This window comes from Caulobacter sp. NIBR2454, assembly GCF_027474405.1.
GTDB lineage: Bacteria > Pseudomonadota > Alphaproteobacteria > Caulobacterales > Caulobacteraceae > Caulobacter.
The window spans coordinates 2,555,962-2,571,640 of the sequence record NZ_CP114871.1; the positions used below are offsets into that span (position 1 = coordinate 2,555,962).

Genomic DNA, 15,679 nt, shown 5'->3' on the forward strand with positions numbered 1-15,679 from the left:
TCTTTGCACTTCCTTCGAGCACGTCGGCACGACGTATAAGCGCGCACTCCGATCAAAGATCGGCGATGACGACGTGTCCGTGCTGACCGTGACTCCGATTGAGCGCTGGTTCAACCTGCGATAGCATCTTGCCTGGGTGGGGCTCCTTTGGAGAGCGGACCCGCATGCGCAAACCTCGTGACATCGACGCCGAGCTTGCCGCTCTGGCTAGGCGCACCAAGACCCTCAAAGCCCGCAAGGTCGTCCAGCTCGGCGAGCTGGTGGTCTCCACCGGCGCCGACACTCTGGACGTCGAGACCCTGGCTGGCGCGTTGCTATCTGCGGTGAAAGCGGCTGACGGCGAGCGGGAGGGTTGGCGCCGGCTGGGCGCCGACCACTTTCGCAAGGGACGTCAGAGCGCTCGCCCTGGCGGGGCGGATCGCGGCGGACGGCGCTCGGCTGTCGAAGGTCACGGCGCTCACGCATCGCGCTGAAGCGGCGCGGGCGCGTTCCGATACGAGGGCCTGGGTCGTGGCGAGACGTGAGCGCACCCATCACCTGATCGAGCTGGGCGGGCTCGTCCAGAAGGCGGGTCTTGTGGACCTCGCCGAAGACGATCGCGCGGCCTTGCTGGGTGCCTTTCTGTCGCTGGCTGATCAGCTCGGCAGCGACGGCCGGCGTGACATCCTCGCCCTTTGGCGGCGTCGTGGGCAGCGGGCGTTCGGCGCCGATCGGCGGGTCGAATGAAGGACGCGCCGACGCGCCTGACCCTGTTCGACATCCTGAAGGTCGGCAGCGGCCTCGGACGGGTGACCGCCTTTGGGATCGGCGCCGGATGGCGCTGGGTGAGCCGGGGCGTCAGCCTCGGGGCGCGGGTCATCGCTGTCCTCGTCGCCTTCGTCCTCGGCTACGCCATTGTCAGCATTCCGGTGGCGGCTTGGGAGGCGTTCGGGTCACCGCTTGGCGGATGGCGCTACGGGTTGATGGTGATCGGCGGCCTGCTCAGCGGCGCGGCGGCGGCGCTCCGGTTCTGGGAGCAAGCGCTGGTCTCGGGCGACGGCGTGCATGGCACGGCGCGATGGGCGACCAGGGGCGAGATCAACCGCACCCTGGGCGGTAAGGATGGGATCATTGTCGGGCGCGGCTCAGATGGTCGGCTGCTGCGCTATGGCGGGCCGTCGCATCTGCTGACCATCGCGCCGACACGGTCGGGCAAGGGGGTCGGGGCGATCATACCTAACCTGCTGCTCCTAGAGCGCTCGATCCTCTGCGTCGATCCCAAGGGTGAGAACGCCCGCATCACCGCCGAGGCCCGGCGGCGGTTTGGGCCGGTGCATGTGCTCGATCCGTTTGAAGTCTCCGAGGAGCCGAGCGCGTCGTTCAATCCGCTGGCGGCGCTCGATCCGATGAGCCTCGATCTGGCCGAAGAGGCGGCGGCCATCGCGGAGGCCCTGGTCTATGACCCGCCGCACCAGGTGGGCGAGGCCCATTGGAACGAGGAGGCGCGGGCGCTGATCACGGGGGTGATCCTGCATGTGGTCACCTCGGAGCTTCCCATGCGGCGGACGCTGGTGACCGTGCGCGAGCTGCTGACGGCGGCGCCGGATCAGCTGGGCGCCACGTTGAAGGCCATGCAGCGGTCTGGGGCGGCGGGTGGCCTAGTAGCGCGAGCGGCCAATCGGCATCTGGCCAAGACCGACCGCGAGGCCGCAGGGGTGCTGTCGGCGGCGCAGCGGCACACCCACTTCCTTGACAGCCCCCGTATGGCGCGGGTGCTGGGGCGCTCGGACTTTGCGTTCGGCGATCTGAAGGACGAGGTCGCCACAGTGTTCCTCGTCTTGCCGCCGGATCGGCTGGCCACCCATGCGCGGTGGCTTCGGCTGCTGATCGTCCAGTCGGTCAATGCTCTGTCGCGGCGGCTGGCGGATCGAGACGCGCAGCCGGTGTTGTTCCTGCTCGACGAGTTTCGGTCGCTGGGGCAGCTGGAGGCGGTGGAGCGGGCGTTCGGCCTGCTTGCCGGTTACGGCGTGCAGCTATGGCCGTTCGTGCAGGACCTGCATCAGCTTCGCGGCGCCTATGGCCAGGAGGCTGGGACATTCCTGTCCAATGCTGGGCTGGTGCAGGTGTTCAACGTGGCCGATGTCGATACGGCGAGTTGGGTATCGCGGACGCTCGGGTCACGGACGGTGCGCTATGAGACAGCGGGCGGCAGTTCGACAGCGTCGCCCGGGCAGTGGGGCGAGAGCCACACCTCGTCCTCCAGCGATCATCTCAGCGGGCGGCCGTTGCTGACGGCGGATGAGGTGATGGGATTTGACGGGGGGAAAATGATTCTGCTGAGGCCGGGGGCGCGGCCAGCCTTTGTGTGGAAGGTCCGTTATTGGGATGACGCGGAGTTCAGAAGCGGACAAAGCGCTGGTCGCGGGCGAGAAGAGCGGCGCAATTATCGTCGCGGCTGAAGACGAGACGGTCGAAGCCTTCGCGAGCGCTGGGGCCGGGTTAAGGAGGACGGATTACTACCGCCCTCCTTCCGCAATTTACTTCCGCTCGACGGGGGCAGCGTACGAGCTCTTGTTGAGCTCGATCGACCGATCGCAGTCCGCTTCGGCAACGTAAGCCTCGCTAGACATCGAGATGATCTTGCCATTGACCGTGGACTTGAGACGCCAGCGCCAGCCGTCGGTCTTGTACTTCTCGTACTTCAAGTTCGTGTTCGACATAACGTCGCTCCTTAAGGGCGGCTTGACGGAGATCGAGCGAACGACGACTTTAGACATGTCCATCCAAATCGCGCCGTGGCCCAAGCCGCAGTGATAGGACCCACGGGCTCGGTGTTGCTGCACCGAGCCCGTTTCGTTTCCGCCCATTAACGGTACGATAGAAAATATCCCTGTCAAATCGAAAGAGGCGGTCTCATACGATTTTTTTTGTATGAGCTGGCCTCTAACGATTTAGTTGCGCCAGGCAGACGACCGGCGTATTTCACCGGCATGCCCAGACTGGCCGATCTTGCGTTGATTGTGACTGGCGTCGCTCCGCCAAGCCAAGCCGGTGGTGTGTGCTTCATCCAAATGAAGGATCTGGACCCTGATCGCCGCGAGTTGGTGCGCCGAGCGGCTCCGACGGCGGGACGAGCAACTCCGGTCAAGCGCGGTGACGTCCTTATTCCGTCCCGGGGGGAGCGCAACCTAGCAATCCGGCCCGATGCTGAGCTGCTGGGTGCCTATCCGTCACTCGATGTGTATCTGCTTCGGCCCGACGAACTCCGGCTGGACCCAGACTATCTCGCGGCCTTCTTGAGCCTGCCGGAAGTCGGTGCGGCGCTTCGCGCCTCCACGGCTGGCGCAAGCCTGCCCAGGATTCCAAAAGAGGCGCTCAGCGAGCTCGCAGTTCCCACCCCGCCTCTGGAGCGTCAGCGCGCCATCGGCGGTCTAGCTGCCTGCGCGCGGGAGCACTCGCTGCTCGCAGCACGCCTTCGTGACGCCGAAGCGCGGCTGGCCGCCGCCTACATCGCGTCCGCGTTTCCAACCATCGAGGCTTAAATGACCCCTGCTCGACCCGAAGATGTGCGCAACGTTGTATGGTCTGCCTGCGACACCTTCCGTGGCACTGTGGAGGCGGGTCAGTACAAGGAATACGTCCTCGCCTTCCTTTTCCTGAAATATATCAGCGACCTCTGGAAGGCGCATGCCTCTGAACATCGCCGCGAGCTTGAGGCCCGCGGCGCCGACCCAGATACGATCGAGCTGCGGGTCACCCGCTACATGGAGCGGGAGAGATTCAAGCTCCCGACCTACGAGCTGCGCGACAAGGGGGGCCAGGTCGTCGAGACATTCCTGGCTACTTTCGACAGCCTCTATGCCCGGCGGACGGCAGACAACATCGGAGAATTAATTAACGAGGTTCTGGAGGCCATCGAGGCGGCCAACGATCCTAAGCTGAAGGGCGTCTTTAGGAACATCGACTTCAACTCCGAGAGCAATCTTGGTCAGACCAAGGACCGCAACCGGCGTTTGAAGACGCTGCTGGAGGATTTCGCCACTCTGGAACTCGGAGGTGTCGGAGAGGATGTCATCGGTGATGCTTACATTTTCCTAATCGAGCGGTTCGCCGCTGACGCTGGTAAGAAGGCGGGCGAATTCTTTACGCCGCGCCAAGTGTCGAAGCTGCTGGCCCGCTTGGCGGGGCCGAAGCTGGGTGACGAAATCTGCGATCCGGCATGCGGTTCCGGCTCCTTGCTGCTGCGCGCTGGTGAGGAGGTTGGCGGCGGCAACTATCGGCTCTATGGCCAGGAATCCAATGGCCAGACCCGCGCCCTGGCGCGGATGAACATGTTCCTCCATGGGCAAGACGGTGCCGACATCCGCTGGTGCGACACGCTGAACGGTCCAACCTTGATCGAAGGCGACCACCTGAAGCGGTTCGACGTGGTGGTGGCCAACCCGCCATTCAGCCTGGACAAGTGGGGTGCCGAGAACGCGGAAAGCGACAAGTATCGCCGTTTCGTTCGAGGTGTGCCGCCCAAGAGCAAGGGCGACTACGCGTTTATTTTGCATATGCTTGCCATCGCGCGTCCCGGCGAAGGCCGGGTGGCGATGATCGCACCGCACGGCGTCCTTTTCCGGGGAGGCGCCGAAGGCCGCATACGGGAGTCGATCGTCCGCGACAACCTTCTGGACGTGGTCGTCGGATTGCCCGCTCAACTGTTTCCTACGACAGACATCCCGGTGTGTATCCTCCTGTTCGACCGCGCACGCGAGAGCGGCGGACGACGAGATCACGAGCGCGACGTACTGTTCATCGACGCCAGTCGCGACTTCGATCCTGGCAAGAAGCAGAATCGTCTGCTGGACGAGGACATCAATCGGGTAGTCGCGACCTATCGTGAGCGGCGCGTAATCGATCGTTACTCCCACCGCGCCGATCTGGCTGAGATCGAGAAGAATGGCTTCAATCTGAACATCCCCCGATACGTTGACACCTTCGAGCCAGAGCCGGAGATCGACCTGCAAGCGGTGCAGGTTGAAATCCGCGAGCTGGAACGCCAGATCGCTGAGAACCGAGGGCGGATGAACGCCTACCTGCGGGAGCTCGGCGTTGACGCGTGAAGTGTCAGCGGCTCCGCCGCGAGTTCGGTTTGGCCAAATCGCCGAGTTCCGCAATGGCTTGAACTTTGATTCTGCTGGCACAGGTCAACAAGTAAAGGTCGCTGGTGTTGGCTCCTTTCTCCAGCGGTCCCGGCTCGACGATTTTTCAGACGCCGCGATAGTCACGGTCCGAGGCGAGGTTCCGGAGGAGAGCCTGCTCAAGGATGGCGACCTGCTCTTCGTGCGCTCAAACGGGAGCAAAGACTTGGTGGGCCGCTGCGCTGTAGTCTTTCCAGGCAGCGAGCGGGTGGCCTTCTCCGGCTTTACGATAAGAGCCCGGATCACGAGTGACGACGTGGATGGCAGCTATCTTCTGGCGGTAGCACGCTCGGAGCTCTTCCGACGTGAGCTGCACGAGAAAGGGGCTGGCAGCTCCATCACTAACCTAAGCCAGGAGCTGTTGCGTGAGGTCGAGGTGCCGCTGCCTGACCTGCCGGTACAGCGCAGGATCGCTTCGGCACTGCGGGCGTGGGATGACGCCATCGATCTCACAGAGCGCCTAGTCGCCGCCAAACGTCGGCGTGTGCGCGAAGCGCTAAGACTTCTAGTTTTTGGAAACCGGCCCGCTGAAGATGGAGGGCTATCGCTTGCCGAAAGCCGCGTTGCCGGAACCGGCCGTTGGCCTATGGGCCGCATAGGCGACTTTGCCTCGGAGAAGTCCCGCCTTAACAGAGCTCAACGCCCATTGCCTGTACTCTCCTGCACGAAACATGCGGGGTTGGTGCTCTCCCGTGAGTACTTCGGCGGACGCCGAGTGCATTCTGAGGACACGTCAGGTTACAAGATCGTCGAACGCGGAAATTTTGCCTACGCCACCAACCATCTTGAGGAAGGATCGATCGGTCTTCAGGATATTGTAGAATGTGGCCTTGTCTCGCCCATGTACACGGTGTTTGAGGTCGATCCAGTCCGCGTCGATCGACACTTTCTCATCTCTGTTCTAAAAACCGAGACATACCGGAGGGTGTTCGAAATGAGCACCTCATCCTCCGTCGATCGAAGAGGAGGCTTGCGCTGGGCGGATTTCGCCGCGTTGCCCTTCGCACTGCCGCCCATTGAACAGCAAAGACGGATATCGGCGATCCTCTCGGTCATCCAGAACGATCTTTCTGCCTCGATTAGTTCGCTCGACTGGCTCCGCCTTCAGAAGCGGGGCCTGATGCAAAAGCTGCTGATGGGAACCGACCCACTTACCCAGACATCAGAGTTCAGATCCGAATGACCCGCGCTCATTCCCCTGATTTTACGCTGTCTGAGGCTGGTGGTACCCAACTGCAGGCACTACACACTTTGTCGGCATTGGGTTGGCGTTACATCCCGCGCGCAGAGGCCGAGCGGCAGCGCCATGGCCGTCGATCTTCGGTGCTGCTCGAAGACGTTCTGGCCGAAAGTCTGTCCCGACTAAACGCCATCCGCCGCAGCGGCAAGGCGCATCCCTTCTCCGATTCGAACATCGGTGAAGCGATCGCGAGACTGAAGGAAGTCCGATTCGACGGCCTGCTGCGCACCAACGAGAAGGTTACAGACCTGCTCCAACTGGGCACCGCCTTGCCGCAGCGGGTCGAAGGCGAAATGCGTGAATGGCAGCTCCGCTATATCGATTGGGACGACTGGCGCGCCAACAGCTTTCACATGACGGCGGAGTTCCCTGTCGAATGGCCCGACGGCGGGGCCATCAGGCCCGACATCGTTCTCTTCGTTAATGGCATTCCCTTCGCCGTGATCGAGGTGAAGCGGAGCCAAGAGGAGACTGCCCAAGGCATCAGCCAGCACCTACGCAATCAAAAAGCCGATGTCGGCGCGCCAAACTTGTTCTTCTCCGCCCAGCTACTTATCGCCGCCAACGCCCATGGCCCGCGCTACGCGACCGTGGGAACGCCAGCGAAATTCTGGTCCGCTTGGAAGGAGCGGGATGACGATCCTGCCTACGCCGGACAGGTCGTAAATCGCGAGCTGGACGCGATCGAATCGCAGGGAATATTCGCCGACTTCAGCCTCCATCAGGCGAAGCATACCGGCTTGATGAGGTCGGGTGGACGGATAGCGACCTCGTTGGACGAGATGTTGGTGAGTCTCGCTCGCCCGGAGCGGCTGATCGAACTTGCCCGCCGCTACGTGCTTTTCGATGGACCATTCAAGAAGATTGCGCGTCACCAGCAATTTTTCGCGGTGCGTGACCTACTAAGACGCGTCGAACGACGTGATGCCCATGGGCGGCGCGAAGGCGGCGTGGTCTGGCACACGCAAGGTTCGGGCAAGTCGTTGACGATGGTCATGCTCGCTAAGGCTGTGGCCATGACGATTCGGGACGCGCGATTGGTACTCGTCACCGATCGAACTGACCTAGACAAGCAGATCGCCGACACCTTCCGCGCCACCGGAATGGAGCCTGATCGCGCCCGTAGCGGCGATCACTTGGTTGAGCTGGTTGAGAAGCGCACGGCAGTGATCACCACAGTGATCCACAAATTCCGTGCCGCGCTTTCGAAGCGCCAGTTTTCCGATCTTGGATCGGACATCTTCGTCTTGGTCGACGAAAGCCACCGTAGCCAATACGGCGACCTGGAGAGCCTGCACGCTCGGATGCGTGAAGTGTTTCCGAACGCCTGCCTGATCGGATTTACCGGTACGCCAATCGCCAAGAAGGAACGGAACACTTTCCTGAAATTCGGCCGGTTGATTGAGCCGGCCTACAGAATGCGCGACGCGGTGGAGGATGGCGCGGTTGTCCCGCTGCTCTACGAAGGGCGCCACGTCGAGGAAGACCTCGACGAAGGCGCGATCGACGCTTGGTTCGACCGAGTCACGCGCGGGCTATCTGACGCCCAGAAAGCCGATCTCAAAAAGAAGATGAGCCGGCCGCGCGTAGTGATGGGCGTGTCCGCGCGACTTCGCTGCATCGCTTTCGATGTGACCCGTCACTTCGCCGATAACTTCAAGGGTACCGGCCTCAAGGGCCAAGTGGTCGCGCCGTCCAAGCGCGACGCGAGTGTGCTGAAAACCTTGCTCGACGAGTTCGGCGAGGTGACCTCCGAAGTCATCATCTCGGCTCCCGACGACCGCGAAGGCGAGCGGGCTGTGGATGAGGAGAACGACGATGAAGTCGTGCGCTTCTGGCGCAAGATGATGGAGCGCTGGCGGGGAGAGGAGAACTACAACCGGGGCATCGTCGACGCGTTCAAGGCCGGCGGCGATCCCGATCTCCTCATCGTTGTCGACAAGCTGCTGACAGGGTTCGATGCGCCAAGAAATACCGTCCTGTATCTTGCGCGGCCTCTGCGAGAGCACTCGCTGTTGCAGGCGATCGCAAGAGTGAACCGCGTGTTCGATGATGACGACGCGCCGCCGAAGCCGTTCGGCTACATCATCGACTACAGCGGTGTGCTTCAGGATTTGGGCGAAGCCTTAACCGCTAACGACGCGCTTCGAGGTTTCGACGAAGCGGACATCAGTCGGGCCATCACGTCGATCGCTGATGAGGCTCGGACCTTGACGGAAAGGCACGCGGCGTTGCTCGACTTGTTCGCCGGCGTGTCCAATCGTTTTGACGAGGAGGCTTATGCCAGGGCCCTAGCGGACGAGGCCTTACGCGACGAGTTCTACCGCGCCCTATCCGCATTCTCGCGAACTCTCACGGTTGCTGTTGCCTCGCAAACCTTCCTTGACGAGACTCCCCCCGAGCGGCTGGCGCGGTGGAGGGCCGACGAGAAGCGCTTCATCGCGCTGAGGGCGCATGTGAAAGCCCGCTACGCTGAGTCGGTCGAGTGGTCGGACTATGAGCGGCGCGTCCGGGATGTCCTTGACCAGCACATCACCGCTCACGAGGTTATCACTATCGTAGAGCCCCTGTCGCTCTTCGACGATGCGGCAATCGAGGCCGCTCGCGCCGAGGGGCATCGCTCCGACGCGTCGATCGCCGACGAGATCGCTCACCGGACTCTGCGGTCAATCGAGGAGAAGTGGCAACAAGATCCGGTCTTCTTCGACCGTTTCTCCAAGCTGATCCGTGAAGCGATTGAGGCCTTCCGCAAACGTCGCCTGGACGAGCAGGTCTACCTTGAGCAGGTCCGCACCCTCCGAGATCGGATCGAAACAAGAGACGATGATGCTGACCCGACCCCTGCGGCGATCAAGGGCAAGGGAAACGAAACGGCATTTTGGGGCATCGCCCAGCGGGAGCTAAAAGCTGCGGGCATAGCCGACGGCGACCTCGCTCTTCATGTCGCCCAGTCCGCGACTGAGATCATCGAGAGCCACCGATCAGTTGGCTGGCAGCATGACCGGGATGTTCAAAACCGCATCCGCAACGCCATTGACGACTTCTTCTTCGACGATGCGCGCTTGGCTGCGGGAGGCACGCTCCGGCCCGAGGTGATCGACGCGATCACAGAATCTGTGCTCGCGGCTGCGCGGGTCAGGATGGCGGATGATGGTCGGCTCCGCTGATCTCGAAATCACTTGGGGCCGTCGCTCGCTTCCCTTCACCGTTGTTCGCCAGGACCGAGCCACCCTGCGGATCAACGTCGTCCCGGAAGGCAAGGTGATCGTCTATGCGCCGGCGCAAGCCAGCGCTGACGAGGTTAAGGCGCGCGTGGCAAGGCGGGGTGGCTGGATCGCGCGCCAGCTAGCACACTTCGAACAATGGCGGCCCCGAACCCCGCCCCGGCAGTACGTCAGCGGAGAAACTCATCTTTACTTGGGTAAGCAGTATCGCTTGCTAGTCATAGAAGCGGAAAAGTCCGGAGTGAGCCTCGACGGCGACAGGATGCGCATGGAGACTCGTTCCGAAGCTACCTACGCCCACCGCCACGCGATCCTGCGTCACTGGTACAAACTTCAAGCCCATCGTGTCTTCCCTGTCCGCATCGGCGCGGTCTGGCCAGCCTTCTCATCGAAGTTCGACGGGCGCCCCGGCTTAATCATCCGCGAGATGAACCAACGCTGGGGAAGCTTCACGCCGAGGGGACGACTGGTCCTCAATACAGAGCTTGTCCGGGCCTCTCCGGAGCTCATCGATTATGTGGTAACTCACGAACTGTCCCATGGATTACACCCGGACCATGGCCCGCTCTGGCAGGCGCTGATGTCCGAGAAAATGCCGGACTGGCGCGATCGAAAAGCCGCGCTCGAACGACAGCTGCTTTGAGTCATGCAGTCGACGGGGCGATCTAAACAAGTAGTTTGGAACCTTCGACTCAGTGAGCCGTGAGCTATTGCGTCGTGGCTAAACAACTGCTCCTCGAACGTAGCCGTATGTAGCCCCCTCGCGCATCTGCGCCAAAAGCAGCCGCCGGGAGGCGGCTTTGATCCGGCAAGAGCGTCCTCGGACGCGCCGGACCAGTGAAGTGGATTAGCGGCGACGGCCCTTCAGGCCGCCAGCTTCGGCCGTCCTGGCCTTCGCTCCTGGTTTTTGCAGCGCCTCGGCGCTGTCGGCTTCGTCCTCGCCGACAGCTTCGGCAAGATCCCAACCGCCCATTCCCTGAAGAACGAGGTTGGCGTGCTTGACGGTGTTCACATGGCCATAGTGCTCCTCGATCATCTTCACCGAGGTGCCCATTTGTTCCGCCAGGAAATAGACGTCCACGCCTTCGGAGAGCCTGAACGTCGCGTAGGTGTGGCGGAAGCAGTAGGTGGAGCGCGGCACGCCTGACGCGCCTTCTCTCAAGCCGGCGTTCAACAGCATGTCCTCGATCAAGGCCTGATAGAGGGATTTGGCCGGCTCCCCAGTGATGGTGGTGAACACTCGATCTTCTGGGCCAAAGATGATCTGAGGCTCCACGCCCTCGGGCGCCGCCTGCTGACGGTAGACCACCGTGGCTTCGCGGATGCGCTCAAGGTAGTCGCCGACGCTGGGCGGCGCGACCAGGTTGCGGGACTTGCCCTTGCCCTGAACGAACAACACGACCACCTCGCGCCCGTCGCGATCCTTGGCCATGCTGATATCCCGCCAGCGCAGGTTCTTGGCCTCTGATGGACGCATGCCCGTGTTGCACATGATCAGCATGAAGTTATAGGCGACCGTCCGATACCAAAGGCTGGACGGCCTTGGCGCATCCTGGACCCACGCGCGGGCGGTGGTGTGCAGGTGACGGTATTCCTCGCGATTGAACTCATCGCGTCGGACGGTCTTCAGCTTGGGGCGATCATCGAACCGCTGGCTCGCCGGCACGTAGCGCTTCTTGATGGCGTAGTTCATCACCGCGCCGAAGATCGACATCTCAAACCGGATCGTGGAATCGCTGATGAACGCCACTGTGCTGCTCTGGTCCGCCGACGCCTCTGACCTCGGAGGCCGCAGCTTCTTGAAGCCCCGAGTGCCCATCGCCTTCACGCGGGCGGCGGCATCACGTGCGGCAAAGCCGGCGGCCTGTTCGGCGGAGACTTCTCGAACGCCATTGCGCCGGTTGCGGCCCGCGCCGTTTTCACGGCGCCAGCCGGGATAACCCGTCCAAAGCTCGTCGCCGATCCGATGCACCTGGATGGAGCCCACATAATCCTCAAGCGCGCCCTCGATCACGGCCTTGAGCTTCTTGGGCCGCGCCTTGCTGATCTCGCCTCGGCGCGCCCGCGTCTCCTGGGTGGCCAGGTATTCCTTCGCCACGGCGCGGAAGGGGTGGTTGAAGACCGGGATGTCGCTTTCGAGGCGGACCCGGACCTTGATCTCCTCCTCGCCGGCCAGATGGCGGGCGACGCCCACGTCGGCGGTCTTCAAGGAGATCGTCTTGTAACGGTCCGCCTTTGGCACCTTGATGCGGCAGTAGAAATTGCGGTGGTCGACATCGCCGCGCCGGAAGATGATCAGGCCCGGCTTCAGCACTTCCTTATCGGTCACGAACGGCATCGGAACCTCCACGTTTGTGCAGGTTCTGTGCAGATCGCGGCGCTAAGTCATTGATTAGCCGTAGGTGTGCATGGAACGTGCGGGCCAATCATAACAAAAATACCAATTAAAAACAGATATTTATATAATATCTGTCATCCCGGCGAAGGCCGGGACCCAGATTCATCCACGACGTCAGCAGGCTTCATCTGGGCCCCGGCCTTCGCCGGGGTGAGCGGATGATGTAAAGGCTGGCGCCCGATCCGACTTGTGAGTTCAAAGCCTAGATGCGTCCCCCCGTCCTCGCCCTGAAAGACGTCCGTCTCGCTGACGGCGCCAAGATGCTGTTCGACGGCGTGGACCTGTCGCTGGAGCCGCGCGCCCGCGCCTGCCTGGTGGGCCGCAACGGGGCCGGCAAGTCGACCCTGCTCAAGATCCTCGCCGGCATGGTCGAGGCCGACGCCGGCGACCGCGCCGTCACCCCCGGCGCCCGCATCAGCGTGGTGGCCCAGGAGCCGCCGATCACCGGCGAGACCCTGCTCGACTACGCTGTCGCCGGCGGCGCCGCGCATTACGAGGCCGAGGCCGCGCTCCAGGCCTTCGGCATGGACCCGGCCAAGTCCGCTCAAGGGCTGTCCGGCGGCGAAACGCGCAAGGTCGCCCTGGCCCGCGCCTTCGCCGAACAGCCCGACGTCATCCTGCTGGACGAGCCCACCAACCACCTGGACATCTTCGCGATCCAGATCCTGGAGGAGCAACTTCTGGCCTGCCGCGCCGCGGCCCTGATCATCAGCCACGACCGCGCCTTCCTGACCCGCGTCACCCAGCGCTGCTTCTGGCTGGAGCACCGCAAGGTCCGCCGCCTCGACCGCGGCTTCGCCCACTTCGACGAGTGGGCCGAGCAGATCCAGGCCGCCGAGGACGACGAGGCCCGTCGTCTGGACAAGGCCATCGAGCGCGAGAACCACTGGATGGCCCGCGGCGTCACCGCCCGCCGCGCCCGCAACGAGGGCCGCCGCCGTCGCCTGGTCGCCATGCGCGAGGCCAAGACCGAGCGCCTGAAGGATCAGCGCGGGACCCTCTCCATGGGTCTTGAGACCGCCGCCGTTTCCGGCACGCGGGTGATCGAGGCCAAGAAGATCAGCAAGGCCTTCGGCGAGCGCGTGCTGCTGAACGACTTCTCCACCCGCATCCTGCGCGGCGACCGCGTCGCCATCGTCGGCCCCAACGGCGCCGGCAAGACCACCATGCTCAAGATGCTGCTGGGCGAAATCCCGGTGGACTCGGGCGAGGTGAAACTCGGCTCGGGGCTCGAGGTCGCCTATCTGGACCAGTCCCGCGCCGCCCTGTCCGGCGACGAGACCCTGTGGGAGATTCTGGCGCCCGGCGGCGGCGACCAGCTTCTGGTGCGCGGCTCGCCCCGCCACGTGGCCGCCTACGCCAAGGAGTTTCTGTTCAAGGACAGCCAGCTTCGCCAGCCCGTCGCCAGCCTGTCGGGGGGCGAGCGCAACCGTCTGCTGCTGGCCCGCGCCCTGGCCAACGCCGCCAATCTGATGATCCTGGACGAGCCGACCAACGATCTGGACATGGACACCCTCGACCTGCTTGAGGACCTGCTGGCCGACTATGACGGCACCCTGATCCTGGTCAGCCACGACCGCGACTTCATCGACCGCCTGGCCACCTCGACCATCGCCCTCGACGGTCGCGGAAACGCGGTGGAGACCCCCGGCGGCTGGTCCGACTTCACGCGCCAGAACCCGACCTTCTTCGACGAGCCCAAAGCCGCCGCCGCGCCGAAAGCCGCCGCGCCCGCCGCCCGCGCCGAGCCCAAGAAGTCGGTGAAGCTGTCCTACAAGGACCAGCGCCGCCTCGAAGAGCTCGAAGCCCTGGTCGCCAAGCTCCCCGGCGACATCGCGGCGCTGGATGAAAAGCTCGGCGATCCCAACCTCTACACTCGCGACCCCGCCACCTTCGACAAGACCATGAAAGCCGCCGACGCCGCCCGAGCCCAACTCGCCGCCGCCGAGGAAGAGTGGCTGGAGTTGGAGGAGAAGCGGGAAGCGCTGGCGGGAAGCTAGAACCCCTCTCCCTCGATGGGAGAGGGGCAGGGGTGAGGGTGACAGCGCCGGCCGACTGAATATCCCTTCGCCTCTCCCCCTCAGGGGGAGAGGGTTGGGTGAGGGGGCCGCTGAACTTCATCCTGCAAGGCGCCAGACGCCGATCCGCCCAAGCCCCTCACCCTGCCCTCTCCCCACAAGTGGGGAGAGGCGAACCCCCTACATCTCCAACTCCACCACCACCGCCACCCGATCCCCCGCCGCGATCCCCGCCGCCCGCCGCACGGACGCCTTCACCGGCAGCAGGAACGCCCCCGACTTCCCGCCCGGGAAGATGGACGTGGACCACACCACCTCGCCGATGCTCGCCCGCACCCGCATGGACCCCCAGCCGCGCGAGTTCGGCCCTCGCAGGGTCTTTATCCCCGCCGTCAGCTCCTGTGGCAGACTGACGAAATGCCAGGTCGCCTTCTCCCCCGGCCAGATCCAAAGCTCCGTCTCGAATTCGTAGCGCACGCCTCTATCCCCTTTGGTCAGTTAGCGTCGCGCTGCTTCGAGCACGCGCCCCAAGGCCTCGATCACCACGCCCGGCTTGTCACGCTGAATGAAGTGCTTGGCCTCCGGAACCACGATCATCTCGCCGCGGCTAGATCTAGCGGCCAACTCGCGATGGCCGGCCCGCCAATGTTCAACAAACTCGGCGTAGCCTTCGTCGCTATGGGCTTTCTCCCTGCCGACCACGCCAGCGCTGAGGACCACCACGGGCATGTCGCCGAAGGACCGCCGCGCGGCTCTCGCCTGTCGCCAGCTAAGCGGTTCTTCGCCGACCTTCGACGGGAAGTAGTTGCGCGACTGGCTAGCCTCCGCCTCGTACCAGGCCGGCCGACTATGCATGTGCAGAAGATAGGCCTTTTCCGCCGGGGCCCGGTTCGGCGGTATCTTGAAGCATCCGTGGGATGCCTCTTCGCTGAGCTCCCCTCGACGGGCCTTTTCGGCGCAGCCAGCCAACCAGTCGTATCCCGAATTAATCGCCGCCAGCTCACGACGTCGCTGCTCTGGATCACGAGGATCGAACTGCCCGGCGAAGCCCGGATCGACTAGCACCAGCCCCGCAACCTCCCTCGGGAAGCGGCTGGCGTAGAGCGTGGCGTAGAACCCGCCCATGGAGTGGCCCACGATGATGATCGGAGTCTTGATGCCCGCTTTGCGAAGGAGCACCCGTAGATCGTCCGTGGCGTTCAGGCCGTTGACCGGCTTCTTCGGCGGATCGCTGAATCCGAAACCGGCCCTGTCGTAGAAGCAGGTGCGGGTCAGCTTCGAAATCTCAGGCTGGAGCTCGCGCCAATTGACGATCGCGCCCTCGCCGCCTTGTTCGAACACTACGGTCGGCGACCCCGCGCCCACGCAATTCAGGTTCAGCCGCCGACCGTTCTCCAACTCGACGTAGTTGGGGCCGAGGACATCGGCGATCTCTGCATTGACGGTCGTTGGACCAAGGACCAGCCAAGCGAGGAACGGTAGGGCGAGCCGACGCAGCATAAACGATCTCCAGTTGGATCAGGGCCACTCCAAGGGCCGCACGCTCTCCCGTCAATCGCGCGCTCAAGTCTGATTTCAAAATCATCTTGCGGTTTGGTGTTATAGTTGAATATAACACCACATCGGCTGCGACA

13 protein-coding genes are annotated in these 15,679 nt (G+C 63.4%); 9 read left to right on the top strand and 4 right to left on the bottom strand.

Translation table 11 applies throughout. The features are described from left to right. Positions 1-164: 164 nt before the first annotated feature. The 3 genes from O5K31_RS12490 to O5K31_RS12500 are packed head-to-tail and all read left to right on the top strand — an operon-like array spanning position 165 to position 2,438. Complete coding sequence (locus O5K31_RS12490; RefSeq protein WP_269713927.1) at positions 165-473, top strand: conjugal transfer protein TraD; 309 nt, start codon at positions 165-167, stop codon at positions 471-473. Between the two features lie 37 nt (positions 474-510). Beyond that, positions 511-726 (top strand): conjugal transfer protein TraD, encoded by a 216-nt coding sequence (locus tag O5K31_RS12495; protein ID WP_269713928.1) that lies wholly within the window; start codon positions 511-513, stop codon positions 724-726. Further along, the gene (locus O5K31_RS12500; RefSeq protein WP_269713929.1) at positions 723-2,438 is read left to right on the top strand and encodes a type IV secretory system conjugative DNA transfer family protein; all 1,716 of its coding nucleotides are present in this window, start codon (positions 723-725) and stop codon (positions 2,436-2,438) included. Before O5K31_RS12495 ends, O5K31_RS12500 begins: the two co-directional genes overlap by 4 nt. 78 nt (positions 2,439-2,516) lie before the next feature. Here the strand turns inward: O5K31_RS12500 and O5K31_RS12505 are convergent, their stop codons facing one another. Then, positions 2,517-2,699, bottom strand: coding sequence for a YegP family protein (locus tag O5K31_RS12505; protein WP_269713930.1), 183 nt, complete (start codon positions 2,697-2,699; stop codon positions 2,517-2,519). 270 nt (positions 2,700-2,969) lie between these two features. Between O5K31_RS12505 and O5K31_RS12510 the strand changes: the two genes are divergently transcribed. Genes O5K31_RS12510 through O5K31_RS12530 form a run of 5 tightly spaced genes read left to right on the top strand, consistent with a single transcriptional unit; the run spans position 2,970 to position 10,272 of the window. Beyond that, entirely contained in the window at positions 2,970-3,521 is a 552-nt protein-coding gene (locus tag O5K31_RS12510) for a hypothetical protein (protein ID WP_269713931.1), read from the top strand. Beyond that, positions 3,522-5,087, top strand: coding sequence for a type I restriction-modification system subunit M (locus O5K31_RS12515; RefSeq protein ID WP_269713932.1), 1,566 nt, complete (start codon positions 3,522-3,524; stop codon positions 5,085-5,087). Then, positions 5,077-6,348, top strand: a complete 1,272-nt coding sequence (locus tag O5K31_RS12520; protein ID WP_269713933.1) for a restriction endonuclease subunit S — start codon at positions 5,077-5,079, stop codon at positions 6,346-6,348. Before O5K31_RS12515 ends, O5K31_RS12520 begins: the two co-directional genes overlap by 11 nt. Then, a complete protein-coding gene (locus O5K31_RS12525) occupies positions 6,345-9,572 on the top strand; it encodes a type I restriction endonuclease subunit R (RefSeq protein ID WP_269713934.1) in 3,228 nt (1,075 codons plus the stop codon). The genes O5K31_RS12520 and O5K31_RS12525 overlap by 4 nt, the downstream gene beginning before the upstream one ends. Next, entirely contained in the window at positions 9,553-10,272 is a 720-nt protein-coding gene (locus O5K31_RS12530; RefSeq protein WP_269713935.1) for a M48 family metallopeptidase, read from the top strand. The genes O5K31_RS12525 and O5K31_RS12530 overlap by 20 nt, the downstream gene beginning before the upstream one ends. A gap of 204 nt (positions 10,273-10,476) precedes the next feature. On the opposite strand, the gene O5K31_RS12535 is transcribed toward O5K31_RS12530, so the two are convergent. Further along, entirely contained in the window at positions 10,477-11,967 is a 1,491-nt protein-coding gene (locus tag O5K31_RS12535; protein WP_269713936.1) for a tyrosine-type recombinase/integrase, read from the bottom strand. A gap of 266 nt (positions 11,968-12,233) precedes the next feature. Between O5K31_RS12535 and O5K31_RS12540 the strand changes: the two genes are divergently transcribed. After that, positions 12,234-14,027 carry an ABC-F family ATP-binding cassette domain-containing protein gene (locus O5K31_RS12540; protein WP_269713937.1) on the top strand — a complete coding sequence of 598 codons (1,794 nt, stop codon included), beginning with the start codon at positions 12,234-12,236 and terminating at the stop codon, positions 14,025-14,027. 198 nt (positions 14,028-14,225) lie between these two features. On the opposite strand, the gene O5K31_RS12545 is transcribed toward O5K31_RS12540, so the two are convergent. Next, positions 14,226-14,522, bottom strand: a complete 297-nt coding sequence (locus tag O5K31_RS12545; protein WP_269713938.1) for a DUF1905 domain-containing protein — start codon at positions 14,520-14,522, stop codon at positions 14,226-14,228. A 21-nt stretch (positions 14,523-14,543) separates the two neighbouring features. Then, positions 14,544-15,545, bottom strand: coding sequence for an alpha/beta fold hydrolase (locus O5K31_RS12550; protein ID WP_269713939.1), 1,002 nt, complete (start codon positions 15,543-15,545; stop codon positions 14,544-14,546). Positions 15,546-15,679 lie beyond the last annotated feature (134 nt).

Excerpts from the sequence above, each read along its gene's own strand:
- O5K31_RS12530 (WP_269713935.1), top strand. The coding sequence starts at position 9,553 with ATGATGGTCGGCTCCGCTGATCTCGAAATCACTTGGGGCCGTCGCTCG.
- O5K31_RS12510 (WP_269713931.1), top strand. The coding sequence starts at position 2,970 with ATGCCCAGACTGGCCGATCTTGCGTTGATTGTGACTGGCGTCGCTCCG.
- O5K31_RS12540 (WP_269713937.1), top strand. The coding sequence starts at position 12,234 with ATGCGTCCCCCCGTCCTCGCCCTGAAAGACGTCCGTCTCGCTGACGGC.
- O5K31_RS12515 (WP_269713932.1), top strand. The coding sequence starts at position 3,522 with ATGACCCCTGCTCGACCCGAAGATGTGCGCAACGTTGTATGGTCTGCC.
- O5K31_RS12525 (WP_269713934.1), top strand. The coding sequence starts at position 6,345 with ATGACCCGCGCTCATTCCCCTGATTTTACGCTGTCTGAGGCTGGTGGT.
- O5K31_RS12535 (WP_269713936.1), bottom strand. The coding sequence starts at position 11,967 with ATGCCGTTCGTGACCGATAAGGAAGTGCTGAAGCCGGGCCTGATCATC.
- O5K31_RS12490 (WP_269713927.1), top strand. The coding sequence starts at position 165 with ATGCGCAAACCTCGTGACATCGACGCCGAGCTTGCCGCTCTGGCTAGG.
- O5K31_RS12505 (WP_269713930.1), bottom strand. The coding sequence starts at position 2,699 with ATGTCGAACACGAACTTGAAGTACGAGAAGTACAAGACCGACGGCTGG.
- O5K31_RS12550 (WP_269713939.1), bottom strand. The coding sequence starts at position 15,545 with ATGCTGCGTCGGCTCGCCCTACCGTTCCTCGCTTGGCTGGTCCTTGGT.
- O5K31_RS12500 (WP_269713929.1), top strand. The coding sequence starts at position 723 with ATGAAGGACGCGCCGACGCGCCTGACCCTGTTCGACATCCTGAAGGTC.